This is a genomic window from Mycobacterium sp. E1214 (genome assembly GCF_001666755.1).
Taxonomy (GTDB): Bacteria; Actinomycetota; Actinomycetes; order Mycobacteriales; family Mycobacteriaceae; genus Mycobacterium.
This window is the reverse complement of the sequence record NZ_LZJC01000070.1, coordinates 38,664-53,116: the sequence shown is the minus strand read 5'-3', so window position 1 is coordinate 53,116 and position 14,453 is coordinate 38,664. Positions and strand designations below refer to the sequence as shown.

Sequence of the window (14,453 nt, the reverse complement as noted above, 5' to 3'; positions counted from 1 at the left end):
GCGGTTATTCGCCGAGGTGTGTCCCCGGCGTGACCTGCACGCGACCGGCGGGCGGACGGCGGCATCCGATCGACGTTTTGGGACAATGTCGGGCATGGCGCGCTCCTTCGATGTCGTTGCGGAATCGCCCGCCAGCGTCGAGCAGATCCATGCGGCGTTCGCGCGTGAGGCGTATTGGCGAGCCCGCATCGCCGCCGGCGGCGCCGAGGCGGTGACCACGCTGGACGCCCTGGACATCGACGCCAGCGGCGCGGTGTCGGTCCGCGTCGTCCAGCACCTGGGGCGCCAGCTGCTGCCGGGGCTGATCGCCAAGGTGGTCCCAGGCGAGGTGAGGCTGGTGCACAGCGAGACGTGGCGGCCCGACGGCGAGCGGCAGGTGCGCGGCCAGATCAACGTCTCGGCCTCCGCGGGCCTGGGATCGGGCCGTGCGGACATGTGGCTGGCACCGTCGGGTCAGGGTTCGCAACTGCGTTCGGAGGTGCGCGTGGAGGTCAAGATCCCGCTCGTGGGCGGCAAGTTGGAAAAGTCGATCGGGTCGGATCTGGCCAAGAGCGTGCCGGAGATCGTGCGGTTCACCACCGAGTGGATCAGCGAAAACCCTTGACATGCAACGCATCAGCGGGCACGAACCGAGGCACCCGCATCCGCTATGATTCGCCCTGCGCGGGCACGTGCTGGGCGAGAAACGCGAGTTGGTCGGCGACGACCGTCGAGAATAGCGGTTCCACGTAGGGATCGAAGTGGCCGCAATCGTAGGTGTGCACCGTCGCCGCCGTCATCTTGCCCGCGGCTCGTAGGGCGACGCGCGCCGGAGTCACGGCGTCGTGCTCGGCGATTTGGACGAGGGCGGGGCACGTGATGGAACCGGCATGCCGCCCCGGTGAGTAGGCGACGATACGCAGCACGATGCGGGCGGCGACGGTCGTCGGGTAGGCGTCGGCAGCGAGCGCCGAGTCGGTGATCAGCTGCTCCATGCCGGGCAAGGCGTCCGGCGACGTCATCACCGCCGGCTCCCCGACCGCGCCAGCGGAATTCACGTACACCGGTGGTCGACGTAACCACGCCCGAAGCTGGTCTCGTAGGCCGTACGGCGCGAGCCGAAGACCGGCGCGGACGCCGGTGGCGCGGACGGCGGCGGGACCGCTGATGTGCGGCACCTGAGCGATGATCGCGGCCAACGGTTCGCCCGCGCCGGCAAGAGTGATGACATGGCCTCCGGCGAACGACGTCCCCCAAGCGATCACGCGGTCCGGGTCCGACCCCGCGACTGCACGCGCGAATTTCAGGGCCGCTCTCCAGTCGGCATGCTGCGCCTTGATGCTGAGAAGCTGACGCGGCCACCCCTCGCTGTCACCGAAGCCCCGGTAGTCGAAGACGACAACGATGTAGCCGGCGGCGGCGAATCGTTCGGCGTAGGCGTAGAGGCGCAAGGCGCGCACGCCTCCGAAGCCATGCGCCATCACAATGACTGCTCGGTGCCCCGCCCCCGGTCCCGCGGGCCGATAGACCCGCGCGGCGCAGCGCACACCGCTGGAAATAAAAGACTCCTCGCTGTGGGAGAAGCGCAATTCTGGTGTCGCTGTCACCTTCACTCCGTCACTGCTCGTCGGGTCGGCGGTCGGCCCGCCGCATATCCCGCCGACGCTTTCTTGTATGCAATTCAAGAAAGCTAACAGCTTCTTGTATGGCGGTCAAGATAGGCTGATCCTGTGCCGCGCAACAGACGACCGCAAGCCCCGGAGGAGAAGCGCGCCGAGATCCTCGCCGTCGCCGAGCGACTGTTCACCGACGTCGGCTACGACCACACCTCGATGGCGCAGCTCGCTGCAGCCGCCGGGGTCACCCCGACGACCATCTACTGGTACTTCGAGGACAAAGACGCGCTGCTGGTCGGCGTTCTGGAACGCATCGTGACCGACGCCGCGATGCAAATCGGCGAGCTCGCCGAGACCGAACTCAGCGAACGGGTGCTGTGGGTCGTCGCGCGCCTGGAGCGTTACCACCGACTGGTGACGGCCGTCCATGCGAGAACCGTCGTGTCTCAACGAATCGATCTGTGGCACACAGGGTTTCACACACTTGTCGAGGGCATGCTGGCGCACGGCCTGCGCGAGGCCGGTTTTCCCGAATCGGAGGTCGCTCCGAGGACTGCGCTCGGCGTATTCGCCGTGGAGGGGTTGCTGACTCACCACCTCGACGGAGTGGCGAGAGAGGCTCTCGTCAAAGTCGTCACGGACAACCCCGCGAAGCCGGGCCCGGGCCGTTGACCGCAGGCCCTAAACGTCGTAATACAGCGCGAACTCGTAGGGCGTCGGCCGCAGGTTGTAGGGCGCGATCTCGTAATTGCGCTTGAAATTGATCCAGGTTTCGATCAGGTCGGGGGTGAATACGCTGCCCTCGGTGAGGTATTCGCTGTCCTCTTCCAGTCGGTCGATCACCGCCGATAGCTGGGTGGGCGCCTGTGAGATCTCGGCGGCTTCCTCCGGCGGGAGCTCGTAGAGGTCCTTATCGATCGGGGGCGGCGGCTCGATCTTGTTCTTGATGCCGTCGAGGCCGGCCATCAGCATGGCCGAGAACGCCAAATACGGGTTGCCCGAGGAGTCCGGGCAACGGAACTCGAGCCGCTTGGCCTTGGGATTGTTGCCGGTGATCGGGATCCGCACGCACGCCGAGCGATTGCGCTGGCTGTACACCAGGTTGATCGGCGCCTCGTAACCCGGAACTAGCCGCTTGTAGGAATTGACGGTCGGGTTGGTGAAGGCCAACAGCGACGGCGCGTGATAGAGCAGGCCGCCGATGTAATGGCGGGCAGTATCGGAGAGCCCCGCGTACCCCATGTCGTCATACATCAACGGCACGCCGTCCTTCCACAGCGACTGGTGGCAGTGCATGCCCGAGCCGTTGTCACCGAACAGCGGCTTGGGCATGAAGGTCACGGTCTTGCCGGCCTGCCACGCGGTCTGCTTGACGATGTACTTGAACATCTGGTGGTCGTCGGCCGCGTGCAGCAGCGTATTGAACTTGTAGTTGATCTCGGCCTGGCCGCCGCTGCCCACCTCGTGGTGCCCCTTCTCCAACGAGAAGCCGGCGTTGGTGAGGTGGGTGAGCATGACGTCGCGCAGGTCGACGTAGTGGTCGGTGGGCGCCACCGGGAAGTAGCCGCCCTTGGGCCGGACTTTGTAGCCGAGGTTCGGGCTGCCGTCGGGTTCGGCCTCCGCCCCGGTATTCCACCAACCCGAGGTGGCGTCCACCTTGTAGAACGAGGTGTCGGTGCGCGAGTCGAAGCTGACCGAGTCGAAGATGTAGAACTCGGCTTCCGGACCGAAGTAGGCGGTGTCGGCGATGCCCGAGCTGATCAGGTAGTTCTCCGCCTTGCGGGCGACGTTGCGTGGATCGCGCGAATACAGCTCCAGCGTGAAGGGGTCGTGCACGAAGAAGTTCACGATCAGCGTCTTGGCCGAGCGGAACGGATCGATGGTCGCCGTTTCGGGATCGGGAAGCAGCAACATGTCGGACTCGTGGATCGATTGGAAGCCGCGGATGGACGAGCCGTCGAACGCCAACCCCTCCTCGAACACGTTCTCGTCGAAGACGTAGCTGGGAATCGTGAAGTGCTGCATGGTCCCCGGCAGGTCGCAGAAGCGGACGTCGACGTATTCGATCTTCTCGTCCCGCGCGAGCCTGAAGATATCGTCGGGGGTCGTCTCGGACACTCGCTGCTCCTTGCTCGGTGCGCGGGCTGCTGGTGAACGCGGCGTTCCCCCGCTCGTGCCTGCCGCAGGCCGGCGTCGAGCGCCAACTCTTCTCCCGCGGAACGCACTTCAAGCGCGGAGCTTGTTCTACGCCTCGACTATTTCCTGGACATGACAAGCTGGGGTCGAACCTGTTGCGGCGCGGCGTGAGGAAAGTTGGCGCTGTCGCGCCCGGCCGTTCCGGTGGCAGTTTCGCGCACCGTGCCCGATAGTCATAGGCACCAGTGAACTTTGGGAGTGTCGATGCCGCGCTACAACAAGCCCCGCCCAGACGGCGAGCAACCTCTCCCGGTGCGGCAGTCCGTCCTCGCGCAGCGGTAACCGCGGCAGCGATCGAGGACCGAGCGGGGCCGGCCACATGGGTGAGGTCTTCCAGTTCCACCGAGAGATCATCGTCAGCGGCGACGACCCGCTGTCCCGGACGATCGCGGAGGAGTTGCGGGGTGCTGGCGCGCGGATCATCAAGATCAACACCGCCGCCGACCTTCTCGGAGCCGGGGTGCATCGGGCGCGCGCCGTGGTCTGCGCCGGGCCCGACGACGCGGTCAATCTCGAAATCGCCTTGCTGGCACGCCAATACAGCCCCAATGTGCGTGTGGTCGCGCGCCTGGCGGACAACGTGTTGCGCGCCAAGGTGTCTGTCGTCAACGGCCCGGGCGCCATCTTGGACGTCGCCGAATTGGCCGCCCCTTCCGTCGTGGAGGCCGTCCTGTCGCGCAACACCCACGAATTCGACACCGACGGCATCGACTTCGTCGTTTGGGGATCCGAGGCGCGGCAGCAGGGCACCCTGCGGGAGATCTACGGCGACCTCGCGCCGGTGGCGGTCGTGCACGGGAAGAACTCGCCCGTGCCCGGGGAGGTGGTGCCCTGCCCGGGGCGCGACCTGGCGGTCTACGCCGGCGACTGGACCTCGATGATCGGGGTCCGCGACGAGATGGCGGCCCGTGGCATTCGGGTGGCTCCTCCCACGGCGTCGCGTTCCAGCAATTCCCGGGTCCGGCGCGCGGTGGACGCCGCGCGCGCCATCCGCGACGACGTCAGCCCGATGCTCCTGCCGTCGCTTGTGCTGACGCTTCTGCTCATGATGGGTTCGGCCGCCGTCGTGCGCTACACCTATCAGCACCCGAGGATGTCGTGGCTCGACGCGGTGTACTTCACCTCGGAGACGATCACCAGTGTCGGCTTCGGCGACTTCAGCTTCGCCCAGCAGTCGACCTTCCTGCGGCTGTTCGCCATCGCGCTCATGTTCGGCGGCGTGATCGTGACCGCCGTGGTGGTCGCGTCGCTGGCCGACGTGTTGCTGTCCCGACGCCTCGGCCAGAACGCCGGAGTACGACGGGCGCGGCACATGCGCGGGCACATCGTGGTGGTGGGGCTGGGGTCGATCGGCATCCGCGTCGTCACCGACCTGCACACCGCCGGGTACGACGTGGTGGTGATCGAACAGGACGAGACCAACCGCTTCTTGAAGATCGCGGCGGACCTCGACGTGCCGGTCATCTTCGGCGACTCGACCATGCATCAGACGCTCGAGTCGGCGCGGGTTGACCGCGCCCGCGGGGTGGCTGTGGTCACCCAGGACGACATGGCGAACATCCGCACCGGCATCGTGCTGTTGGAAATTCTGGGCTCCGACACGCAGGTCCCGATCGTGATGCGGGTGCAGGGCCGCGCGCTGGGCACCGCGGTGAACCGGCAGTTCGGGTTCGAGAACGTGCGCTCGCTCGTCGATCTGGCGGCGCCGTGGTTCATCGGCGCGGCGATGGGGCTGCAGGTGCTGGGCACGTTCTGGGTGGGACAGCGCTCGTTCATGGTCGGCGGCATGCTGGTGGCGGCCGGCAGCGAACTCGACGGGTTGCGCATGGTGGACCTGTCCACTCAGACGCGCGTCATCGCGATCACCCGGCCGGACGGGCCGGTGAGCCTGCGCCCGCGACGCAACGCTCGACTGCAAGCCGGTGACACCGTCTACCTCATCGGGCCCTATCGGGAGCTGATCGCCACGCTGCGCAAGGGGCAGCCGCCGCCGCTGACCGCGATCAACGGGGAGCGCGCGGTGACGCTGGCGGCGGCGCGATCGACACACCGCGCCGAGGCGCGACTCCCGAAGTGGGCACCCGAGACGCAGGTGTGAGCACCGCGGGCGCTCGCACTCCCACGCTCGCGCGTGCGACAGTTCAGCGGTGGCAGCAACCGTCGCGGTGATCGGAGCGGGACCCGGCGGGCTGGTCGCGGCGCGTTGGCTGCTCGCGCAGCACCTGCAACCGACACTGTTCGAGCAGAGCACGACGCTGGGTGGGCAGTGGGCGGGCATGGTCGGCCGAAGCGGCGTCTGGCCCACGATGTACACCAACACCAGTCGGATCATGACCGCGTTCAGCGACCTCGAGCACCGCAGCAAGGCCGTCTTTCTGCCCAATCGAGAGATCCTGGACTACCTGCACCGCTACGCCGACACGTTCGGGGTGACACCGCGCATCCGGTTCGGCAGAAGGATCGACCGGATCGCGCCCGACGGTGACGGATGGCTCGTCGAACACACCGGTGGTACCGAAAGGTTCGACCGAGTGGTGGTGTCAACCGGAAGGTTCCACTCCCCCGCCATCCCCTCGATCCCAGGCCTCGACACGTTCAGCGGTTCGGCCGCCGCGATCTCCACCTACGCCTATCGTGGGCCGTCCCCCTACCTCGGCAAGAAAGTGCTGGTGGCGGGCTGCGCGATCAGCGCACTCGAGATCGCCTCGGAGCTAGCGCAATTGGGCGCGGCGCGTGTCGTCGTCACTCAGCGCCGGCAGCGGTACATCCTGCCGAAATTCGCCGGGGGAATCCCGTCCGATCACAAGATGTTCACCCGCTACGGCGCGCTGGCGAATGAGCGCCTGCCGTCCCCCGAGGTGGACCGGCAACTGAAGGAGATGGTCCTCGAGGCGGGGGGCAGCCCGCAGCAGTACGGCCCACCGGCCCCGGAGCCGTCATTGTTCGCCGCGGGTGTCACGCTGTGCCAGCACTACCTGCCATTGGTGGCCGAGGGTCGGATCGCGGTGCGGCGTGGATCACCAGCATCGCGGGCACCACCGTGACGTTCGGCGACGGCCGCTCCGAGGATTTCGACGGTCTCGTGTTCGGCACCGGATTCAATCTGCACCTGCCGTTCCTGAGTGACGACATCCGGGCCGCCGTCGACCTCGACACGGTGCACCTCGATACGGACCGCTACACCTTCCATCCCGACCTGCCCGGACTGGCATTCGTCGGCATGTGGGACCAGTCCGGCGGATACTTTGTGCCGCTTGAACTTCAGGCGCGGTGGATCGCCTACACCTGGGGCGGCGCGATAGCACCGCCTTCGGACGCCGAGCAGCGCTCCGCCATCCAGGCCTACCGGGCCCGGCGTGCCGCTCCGCAGAAAACCCGCATGAATCTGGTCGCCCTCGCCTTCGCCCGAGCCGCCGGGGTCGAGCCGCACCTGGGCAACTGGCCGCAGTTGCGGCGTGCCTTGCTGTTCGGTCCGCTCGCGCCCAGTTGCTTCCGGCTCGAGGGTCCCGATGCGCTGCCCGACGCGGCGGCGCGGCTCGAGCGCGACGCCGCGGCCTTCGACGCGATTACCAGCAACGAGCTGACCGAGCGCGAACGCCGGTATTGGGCACTCGTCGCCGACGGGCGCGACGGATGCGGCTGATCCGGGCCGACGTCGGTCACTGCTCGCGCGCTACCGAGTGTTCAACCGACTCGGATGACGAGTTTGCCGATGTGCTTGCCGTCGCGTAGCCGCTCGAAAGCGGTTTTAGCGTCCGCGAATTCGATGACGTCGTCGATCACGGGCGTGAGGCCGGTGACGGCGGCAGCGCGAATGAGCTCGTGCAATTGGGTGCGGTCACCGACCGTGATGGACCGTGTGATGGCGCCAGCTCCCCGAAGCGCGAAGTAGTCGATGCCCGGGTTGTCCTCACTGAGGAACCCGATGAGAGTGACCTCCCCTCCCGTGGCGATCGCCCGCAGCGACTGGTTGATGGTGGCCGGTCCTCCCACTTCGATCACGCGGTCCACCCCACGGCCGCCGGTCAGCTCGCGTACCTGCGTCCCCCACTCGGGATGGCTGCGGTAGTTGACGACGTCGTCAGCGCCCAATTCCCGCAGCCGCGCGGCCTTTTCAGCGCTGGAGGTCGTCGCGACGACACGACCACCGAGGATTTTCGCGAGTTGCAGGGCGAAGATCGAGACGCCACCGGTGCCGAGCGTCAGCACGGTTTGTCCGGCCCGGACTGGCGTCGGGCCATTGAGCGCATTCCAGGCCGTGACGCCGGCGCAGGGCAGCGTGGCGGCGTGTTCGTCCGGCATCTCCTGGGGAATAGGAAGGACGGCCTCGCGCGAAACCACCTTGTACTCGGTGAGCCAGCCATCCTGTCCGCTGCCATAGCTATCGGAATTCGCCGTGGCTGGTAGCGGACCGCCGAACCAGCGAGAGTGGAACGCGCTCACGACGCGGTCGCCCGGCCGGTAATCGGTCACGCCCGGACCCACCGCGACGACTTCGGCGGCAGCGTCGCTGCACGGAATCAGCCCCGGCTTGCTGTCGCGGACGTAGCGGCCCAGCGGGATCGCTACGTCGCGGTAGTTCAGCGATACAGCCGTCACGCGCAGCAGAAGTTCCCCACGCTGCGGCGACGGGACGGGTTCGTCATGCAATTCCAAGCCGTCCAGTCCGGCGCTGCCCCGGAAACGGTATGCGCGCATGGCACTCCCCTCAGTTCGGTCGTTCTGCACCTTCGTGCTAACGGAACCGACCCCGGTCCGTATGCCCGGGTGGCGACGCCATATCGCCGACAAACGCGAACGCTCGTTCTCGAACGCGGCGAATTCGACATCGCCGCCGTGGGGCGCGCCGCCCTGGCCAATCCTGATTTCGTCGCCAAGATCCGCGCCGGGCGCGCCCGCGAACTCGTCCCCTACGATGAACGCGTCCACAAACTCACGCTGCAGTGACGGCCGCGGAGATCTGGCTCACGCTGGTCGAACCACGCTGAGCGGAGCCCTACCTGCATATCCCGCCGGCGCTTGGACCGCGGCGCTCCCCCGCCGGTTCCGCAACGGTGGGCGGAGACGTGAAGATCTATGATCCGAAGCGCCCGCGCCCGAGCGCCACGGCGTGTGCCGAAGCGAAGGAGAACGCAAGATGAGAGCCCTGGTCGCGGGCGCCGCCGGGTTCCTGGGGTCCCATCTGTGCGATCGTCTCCGCCGCGAGGGCGTCGAGGTGCTCGGCGTGGACAATTTCTGCACCGGCAGGCGCGAGAACATCGCACATCTGGATTCGGACCCGGGCTTCGGCTTCCTCGAGCACGACATCACCCAACCGTTGACCGCGGCGCTGACGGGCCCGGTCGACACCGTCTTCAACCTGGCGTGCCCCGCGTCGCCGCGCGCCTACCAACGGGACCCGCTGTTCACCCTCGAGACCAACTACGTCGGGACGAAGAACCTGTTGGAACTGGCGCGAGAGAGCGGCGCAACCATGCTGCAGGCGTCGACCAGCGAGGTCTACGGTGACCCGGCCGTCCACCCGCAGTCCGAAAGCTACTGGGGAAATGTCAACTGCTTCGGCACTCGGGGCTGCTACGAGGAAGGCAAGCGCGTCGCCGAGACGCTGATGCTCGAGTATGCCCGCCTGTACGGCGTTGCGATCAAGGTCGTCCGGATTTTCAACACCTACGGCCCGAGAATGGACATCGAAGACGGAAGGATCATCTCCTCCTTCATCGTCCAAGCGCTGCAAGGCAATCCAATCACGGTATTCGGTGACGGTAGCCAGACGCGATCGTTTTGCTACGTCGACGATCTGGTGCGGGGCCTCATGATCATGGCGAGGAGCGAGCCCTCGTTCACAGGACCGGTCAACCTCGGCAGCCCGACGGAATTGACGGTTCTGGAGACCGCAAGGATCATCACGGAGATGACCCGGTCGCCTTCGGTCACCGTCTTCGAGCCACTTCCCCCCGACGACCCGCGCAAGCGCAAGCCTGACATCAGTCTCGCCGAGTCCCGCCTCGGCTGGCGCCCCCAGGTGTCGTTCGACCAGGGCGCCGAGCGGACCATCGCTTACTTTCGAGAGGCTCTGAAATGTCAGACCTAGGCGGCGCTGTCGCCACCGGCACATCCCCGAGAGTGAGGCTGTGGCCATGAAGTTCGCCCTGGCAACCTTGGGAACTCGCGGCGACGTCGAGCCGTGCGCCACCGTCGCGCGGGAGTTGCACCGCCGCGGCCACGAGGTGCGAATGGCGGCCCCGCCGAACTATCTCGACTTCGTCGCTTCCGCGGGCCTCACCGCCGTTCCGCACGGCCGCGACCAGACGGAGCAGAACGCCAATATTGCTCGTAAATGGGGTGATACGCCCAACCCCGTGCTCATGGCATGGGAGATACTGCGGGACTTCAATGAACTCTGGCCGTCGCTAGGTGCGGCGCTCGTGTCGCTGTCCGAGGGCGCCGACCTGATCCTTACGGACGCGAGCGAGCAGGGCCTGGCCGCCAACGTCGCCGAGTACCATGGCATCGCGCAGGCGGCGCTGCACATCTATCCGCTTCCGCCGAACGATCCGGGCTCGCAGATCACCAAGGAGGCCGAGGTGGCCCAACGCCGCACCCTCGGTCTGCCGGAACGCCCGGGAGCCGGTGCACAGATACCGCTGGAACTGCAGGCCTACGACGAACTGTTCTTTCCCGGCCTGGGTGCCGAATGGGCGAAGTTCGACGTCCGGCGGCCTTTCGTCGGGGGTCTGACGCTCGAGTTGTCGACGGAGCTGGATGCGGAGGTCGCTTCGTGGATCGACGCGGGGACCCCGCCGATTTACTTCGGGTTCGGCAGCAGCGCACGCGTCGCCTTCCCCGAGGACCTGCTCACCACGATCAGCGATGCGTGCGCGCAGCTCGGTGAGCGGGCGTTGATCTCCAGCGGCATCAGCGATTTCACGCATCTGGCCGCCGCCGACCACGTGAAGATCGTGGGATCGTCGAACCACGCGGCGGTGTTCCCCGCCTGCCGCGCGGTCGTTCATCACGCGGGACCGGGCACCACGTTCGCCGGTATCAGGGCCGGCGTTCCGACCCTGGCCCTCGCGGTGTCGGTCGACCAACCGATGTGGGCGGCTGCGGTCAATCAGCTCGGCGTCGGCATCGGGCGCCACTTCTCCGAGATGACGCCGGACACCCTGGTTTCGGACCTGCGGTCCATCCTCACACCACAGTGTGTCGCTCGAACCCGCGAGGTGGCCGCGCACCTGAGTCCTCCTGCGCAGAGCGCCGCGGCCGCCGCCGACCTGCTGGAAGAGGCTGTCCGGCAAGGAACTTCAGCCTCGCCGCGGCTGCCGACCGAGGACGGGTCGGTGCCGTCCGAGCGGCCGCCGGGTTAAGTCAGGATTCGGCCACGTCGTGCCCGGTCGAGCTGTCGAGCTGGGCGGCCGAAACTTCCTGATAGGTGGGCAGATCGAAGTCCGGCAGCACGCAGATATCGCCGCGATCCCGCACCCGCTTCGCCCAATAGCTCTGATCGGCGGCGGACGCGCAGGCATAAAGCTTCATGTACGTGGCGGCGAAGGGGAAGAGGACGCCGTTGCCGACCGCTTGCCAGATGGCCGCGGCCACGCCGGGCGTCTCGACGCCGCGATAGTCATCGAGCGCGATCACGCCCCGTGAGGCCATGTGCGAGAGCGCGAGGCGGATGTCGCTGGCGACGCACCGGTAACTGTGGCATCCGTCGATGTGCGCGAAGCGCAGCGCCCGATCCCCCAGATCCAGCTGCGTCGACTCACACACCGCGAGTGTGGGTCGACGCGTGTGAAAGCGATCCCAATTGGCCAGGAATTGTTGTTGCTCTAGACCCGCGTACTGCTGGCGCGGCCTCGCCGAGATGTCAGCGTGGTGCATCACGTCGCTGAAGAGGTCGCAGATGACCAGCTCTTCGTCATCGCGGAGGCTGTAGCCCATGAGGATGGCGGACTTGCCCTGATACGCACCAATCTCCAGGATGTCGCCCGTGACGCCCTCCGCCGTTTGGCTGGCGAGCAGCTTGCTGAACATCTCGACGTCCGCCTCGAAGAACCAGCCGTCGACCTTATCCATCTGCTCGGTATAGAGAACCCAAGCGGCATCGGTCATGACGCGCACCTGCGCATGAAATCCTCCAAGGCGGTCGGTGGGCCGGTCACCCGTTCACGGCCGGCGTTGGCTTGTCCAGAAGCGCAAGGCCCGGCCTCACGCCTGACCACCGGGCCACGTCGAAGCGTATCAACTCCGCGCTCCGGCGCAATCGAGCCTCGGGGCGCCGGGCCGATCCGGCTGGCCGCCAGAGTCGTTTTCGCGAGGCTGAGGGCCGGCCGAAGCCGTTGTGAAGCAGCACCTTTGGAACGTGTTGGGATCGAACGAGCACCGAACTGGATGCCGTGACGCTCGCTACGCATGCACGCGATCACCATCCGCGTGACGGGGGCGGAGCGACGGGGCGCGAGGCGAGGCGAACCCCGGCGGGCACACTGGAGGCCATGTGTTCGCCAGCGCCTGAGGCCGCCGCACTGATCCGCCACCAAGCACTGACTCTGCTCGCCGTCGCGCAGAACGGTCTGAGCTTCACCGAGGATCCTTTCGACCGCAAACGCTACGAACAGGTACGTCGGTGCGGCGAGGAACTGCTGGGGCTGATCAGCGAGGGCGGGCCCGAGCGGTTACGAGCCGCGGTCGCCATGGACAGCGGGTACATGACTCCCAAGGTGTCGGTGCGTGGTGCGATCTTCGACTCGAGCGAGCGGGTCTTGCTGGTGCAAGAGCGCGCCGACGGCTGTTGGACCCTGCCGGGGGGCTGGTGCGACGTACTGGAAAGCCCGGCGGAGGCGGTCGCCAAAGAGGTGCGCGAAGAGGCCGGTTTGGTCGTCGATGTCGACAAGCTCGTCGCCGTAGTCGACCAGGACAAGCAGGGCCGAGGGTCTGGGCGGCTGCCCCTCTTCCACGTCTACAAGCTGTTCTTCCTGTGCCGCGAGCGGGGTCGTGTGGCACCCGAGGACACCGAAACGTCGGCGATCGACTGGTTCGACGTCGACGCGTTGCCCCCGTTGTCGGCATCGGTCGTCGAGGACCAGCTGCAGCTCATGCGGACCCATTGGCGGAATCCAGATCTGGCAACGGTTTTCGATTGAGCATGGGCGCCCACTTGCTCACAGATGCAGCGCGCGCGCCGCTACCGTCGCGACCTCACCGCGTAATCTCGACATCGGCGGGCTGCCGCGCACCTGGATCGAGTTCGAGAGCAGAACGATGTACGTGTCCGAGCCCGGGTCCATCCACAGTGAGGTTCCGGTGAAGCCCGTGTGGCCGAAGCTGCCTATCGGAAAGACGGCTCCCCGCGCCAGCGAGTCGGCGGTGTCGATGTCCCAGCCGAGCCCGCGCACATCCGCACCCGCGATCGCGGGGTAGTGCGGAGCGAGCAACGGGTCCTTCGCGTCCGGGCCGCCGCTGACGGCCGCTCGACTGGCCGCATTGGCGGCGTCGAGTTGGTGGGCGTTGTGTCCCGGCTGCTGCGGACTGGTCATCAGCTCCAGAGTTGCTTGTGTCAACGGAAACTCGCTGGGGCGGCCCGCGAGCCGGTCGAGCAGCGCTTGCGCGAAAAGGCTGACGTCGTGAGCCGTCGAGAACACGCCGGCGTGACCGGCGACTCCTCCCATGCGCCGGGCGGTGGTGTCCTGCACGGTGCCCCGCAGCAGGCGGTCCAGGTCGGGATTCGCGCCCGGGTCGCCCCTGCTCTCTTCGTCGCGCGCGGTCGGTGCGACCCGCGGCAGGATGCCGACGTCGAAAGTGCCGGCAGGGCATGGCCGCCCGTCGCCGGGCGCGGACGTCCAGGCGATGGCCGAACCGATCGTGCTGTGCGGCCCGCACGCCTTGGCCAGCGGAAGGTAGCGGGTGTCCGTCATGCGGAGGGGGTCGAAGACGTGTTGTTGCGCGTAGCCGTCTAACGCCGTCTCACTGAGCTTTTCGACCAAGGCGCCGAGCACGATGAAGTTGATATCGGAGTAGCTGTAGCCGCCGCCGGGGCCCGACTCCAGCGGGGTCGTGAGCGCTCGACGGATACCTTCCGCCTTGTCCGGCCCGTCCAGCCCCCACGGGTCCCCGAGGTTCACGTCGCCCGGCAACCCCGAGGTGTGCGTCAGCAACATGCGGACGGTGACCTGCGCACGGCGAGGATCGCCCGCGGTATTGAAGCCGGGCAGGTAGCGCTGCACGGGCTCGTCGATCGAGACTGAGCCGCGCTCGGCGAGCTGCATGACGGCCGTCGCCGTGGCGAGGCTCTTGGTCAGCGACGCCAGGTCGAAGATGGTGTCCTCGGTCATCGGCTCGGCGGGCGCGGGTATTCCCTCTAATCCGGGTTCGCCCGCAAGCTTGCGCGAGCCGTAAGCCCGATGGAAGACCACCTCCCCGCCGTGCCCGATCACCACCACCGCGCCGGGCAGTTTGTTCGCCGCGATCGCGTCGGTGATCAGTGCGGAGACGTTCGCGAAATCGGGCGCGGCGACGGCAACGGACGGCTGCGTTGCCTGTGCTGTACCGCTGGACGGGTGGTGTGCTGCGCCCCCGCGGGAGCAGGCGGCAACGACCGTCAGCAGGGCAGTCCCGACGGCGATGCCCTTGCGGAGCGCGACGCCCTCACTGCGCATTCGCCGG

Annotated in this window: 13 protein-coding genes; 8 read left to right on the top strand and 5 right to left on the bottom strand. The window is 67.2% G+C overall.

Annotated elements, in window-relative coordinates; all coding sequences use genetic code 11:
* The first annotated feature begins 94 nt into the window (after positions 1–94).
* On the top strand, positions 95–604 hold the full coding sequence (locus A5700_RS07965; RefSeq protein WP_068070443.1) for a DUF2505 domain-containing protein: 510 nt from the start codon (positions 95–97) through the stop codon (positions 602–604).
* Between the two features lie 43 nt (positions 605–647).
* Here A5700_RS07965 and A5700_RS07960 read toward each other — a convergent pair whose 3' ends face one another.
* Positions 648–1,526 carry an alpha/beta hydrolase gene (locus A5700_RS07960; RefSeq protein ID WP_369828246.1) on the bottom strand — a complete coding sequence of 293 codons (879 nt, stop codon included), beginning with the start codon at positions 1,524–1,526 and terminating at the stop codon, positions 648–650.
* Positions 1,527–1,709: 183 nt separating this feature from the next.
* Here A5700_RS07960 and A5700_RS07955 point away from each other — a divergent pair, with 183 nt between their 5' ends.
* Entirely contained in the window at positions 1,710–2,267 is a 558-nt protein-coding gene (locus tag A5700_RS07955; protein WP_068070432.1) for a TetR/AcrR family transcriptional regulator, read from the top strand.
* A gap of 9 nt (positions 2,268–2,276) precedes the next feature.
* Here the strand turns inward: A5700_RS07955 and glnA are convergent, their stop codons facing one another.
* Complete coding sequence (gene glnA / locus A5700_RS07950) at positions 2,277–3,713, bottom strand: type I glutamate--ammonia ligase (RefSeq protein WP_068070430.1); 1,437 nt, start codon at positions 3,711–3,713, stop codon at positions 2,277–2,279.
* Between the two features lie 397 nt (positions 3,714–4,110).
* Here glnA and A5700_RS07945 point away from each other — a divergent pair, with 397 nt between their 5' ends.
* Genes A5700_RS07945 through A5700_RS26905 form a run of 3 tightly spaced genes read left to right on the top strand, consistent with a single transcriptional unit; the run spans position 4,111 to position 7,434 of the window.
* Positions 4,111–5,889, top strand: coding sequence for an NAD-binding protein (locus A5700_RS07945; RefSeq protein WP_068070429.1), 1,779 nt, complete (start codon positions 4,111–4,113; stop codon positions 5,887–5,889).
* A 49-nt stretch (positions 5,890–5,938) separates the two neighbouring features.
* Positions 5,939–6,835 carry an NAD(P)/FAD-dependent oxidoreductase gene (locus A5700_RS26910; RefSeq protein ID WP_231973805.1) on the top strand — a complete coding sequence of 299 codons (897 nt, stop codon included), beginning with the start codon at positions 5,939–5,941 and terminating at the stop codon, positions 6,833–6,835.
* Positions 6,832–7,434: a hypothetical protein gene (locus tag A5700_RS26905; RefSeq protein ID WP_231973804.1), complete on the top strand. Its 603-nt coding sequence runs from the start codon at positions 6,832–6,834 to the stop codon at positions 7,432–7,434. The genes A5700_RS26910 and A5700_RS26905 overlap by 4 nt, the downstream gene beginning before the upstream one ends.
* A gap of 41 nt (positions 7,435–7,475) precedes the next feature.
* On the opposite strand, the gene A5700_RS07935 is transcribed toward A5700_RS26905, so the two are convergent.
* Entirely contained in the window at positions 7,476–8,720 is a 1,245-nt protein-coding gene (locus tag A5700_RS07935) for an NAD(P)-dependent alcohol dehydrogenase (RefSeq protein ID WP_231973803.1), read from the bottom strand.
* Positions 8,721–8,928: 208 nt separating this feature from the next.
* On the opposite strand from A5700_RS07935, the gene A5700_RS07925 reads away from it, so the two are divergent.
* Positions 8,929–9,882 (top strand): UDP-glucuronic acid decarboxylase family protein, encoded by a 954-nt coding sequence (locus A5700_RS07925; protein WP_068070426.1) that lies wholly within the window; start codon positions 8,929–8,931, stop codon positions 9,880–9,882.
* A gap of 46 nt (positions 9,883–9,928) precedes the next feature.
* On the top strand, positions 9,929–11,158 hold the full coding sequence (locus tag A5700_RS07920) for a glycosyltransferase (RefSeq protein WP_082960505.1): 1,230 nt from the start codon (positions 9,929–9,931) through the stop codon (positions 11,156–11,158).
* Position 11,159: 1 nt separating this feature from the next.
* Here the strand turns inward: A5700_RS07920 and A5700_RS07915 are convergent, their stop codons facing one another.
* Positions 11,160–11,903 (bottom strand): class I SAM-dependent methyltransferase, encoded by a 744-nt coding sequence (locus A5700_RS07915; RefSeq protein WP_068070425.1) that lies wholly within the window; start codon positions 11,901–11,903, stop codon positions 11,160–11,162.
* 383 nt (positions 11,904–12,286) lie between these two features.
* On the opposite strand from A5700_RS07915, the gene A5700_RS07910 reads away from it, so the two are divergent.
* Complete coding sequence (locus tag A5700_RS07910; protein ID WP_068070422.1) at positions 12,287–12,934, top strand: NUDIX hydrolase N-terminal domain-containing protein; 648 nt, start codon at positions 12,287–12,289, stop codon at positions 12,932–12,934.
* Positions 12,935–12,952: 18 nt separating this feature from the next.
* On the opposite strand, the gene A5700_RS07905 is transcribed toward A5700_RS07910, so the two are convergent.
* Positions 12,953–14,446, bottom strand: a complete 1,494-nt coding sequence (locus A5700_RS07905) for a serine hydrolase (protein WP_082960504.1) — start codon at positions 14,444–14,446, stop codon at positions 12,953–12,955.
* Between the last annotated feature and the right edge of the window lie 7 nt (positions 14,447–14,453).

Bases quoted from the DNA above. Each gene is read 5' to 3' on its own strand.
- A5700_RS07965 (WP_068070443.1), top strand. From the start codon at position 95: ATGGCGCGCTCCTTCGATGTCGTTGCGGAATCGCCCGCCAGCGTCGAG.
- A5700_RS07945 (WP_068070429.1), top strand. From the start codon at position 4,111: ATGGGTGAGGTCTTCCAGTTCCACCGAGAGATCATCGTCAGCGGCGAC.
- A5700_RS07925 (WP_068070426.1), top strand. From the start codon at position 8,929: ATGAGAGCCCTGGTCGCGGGCGCCGCCGGGTTCCTGGGGTCCCATCTG.
- A5700_RS07920 (WP_082960505.1), top strand. From the start codon at position 9,929: ATGAAGTTCGCCCTGGCAACCTTGGGAACTCGCGGCGACGTCGAGCCG.
- A5700_RS07915 (WP_068070425.1), bottom strand. From the start codon at position 11,903: ATGACCGATGCCGCTTGGGTTCTCTATACCGAGCAGATGGATAAGGTC.
- A5700_RS07910 (WP_068070422.1), top strand. From the start codon at position 12,287: ATGTGTTCGCCAGCGCCTGAGGCCGCCGCACTGATCCGCCACCAAGCA.
- A5700_RS07905 (WP_082960504.1), bottom strand. From the start codon at position 14,446: ATGCGCAGTGAGGGCGTCGCGCTCCGCAAGGGCATCGCCGTCGGGACT.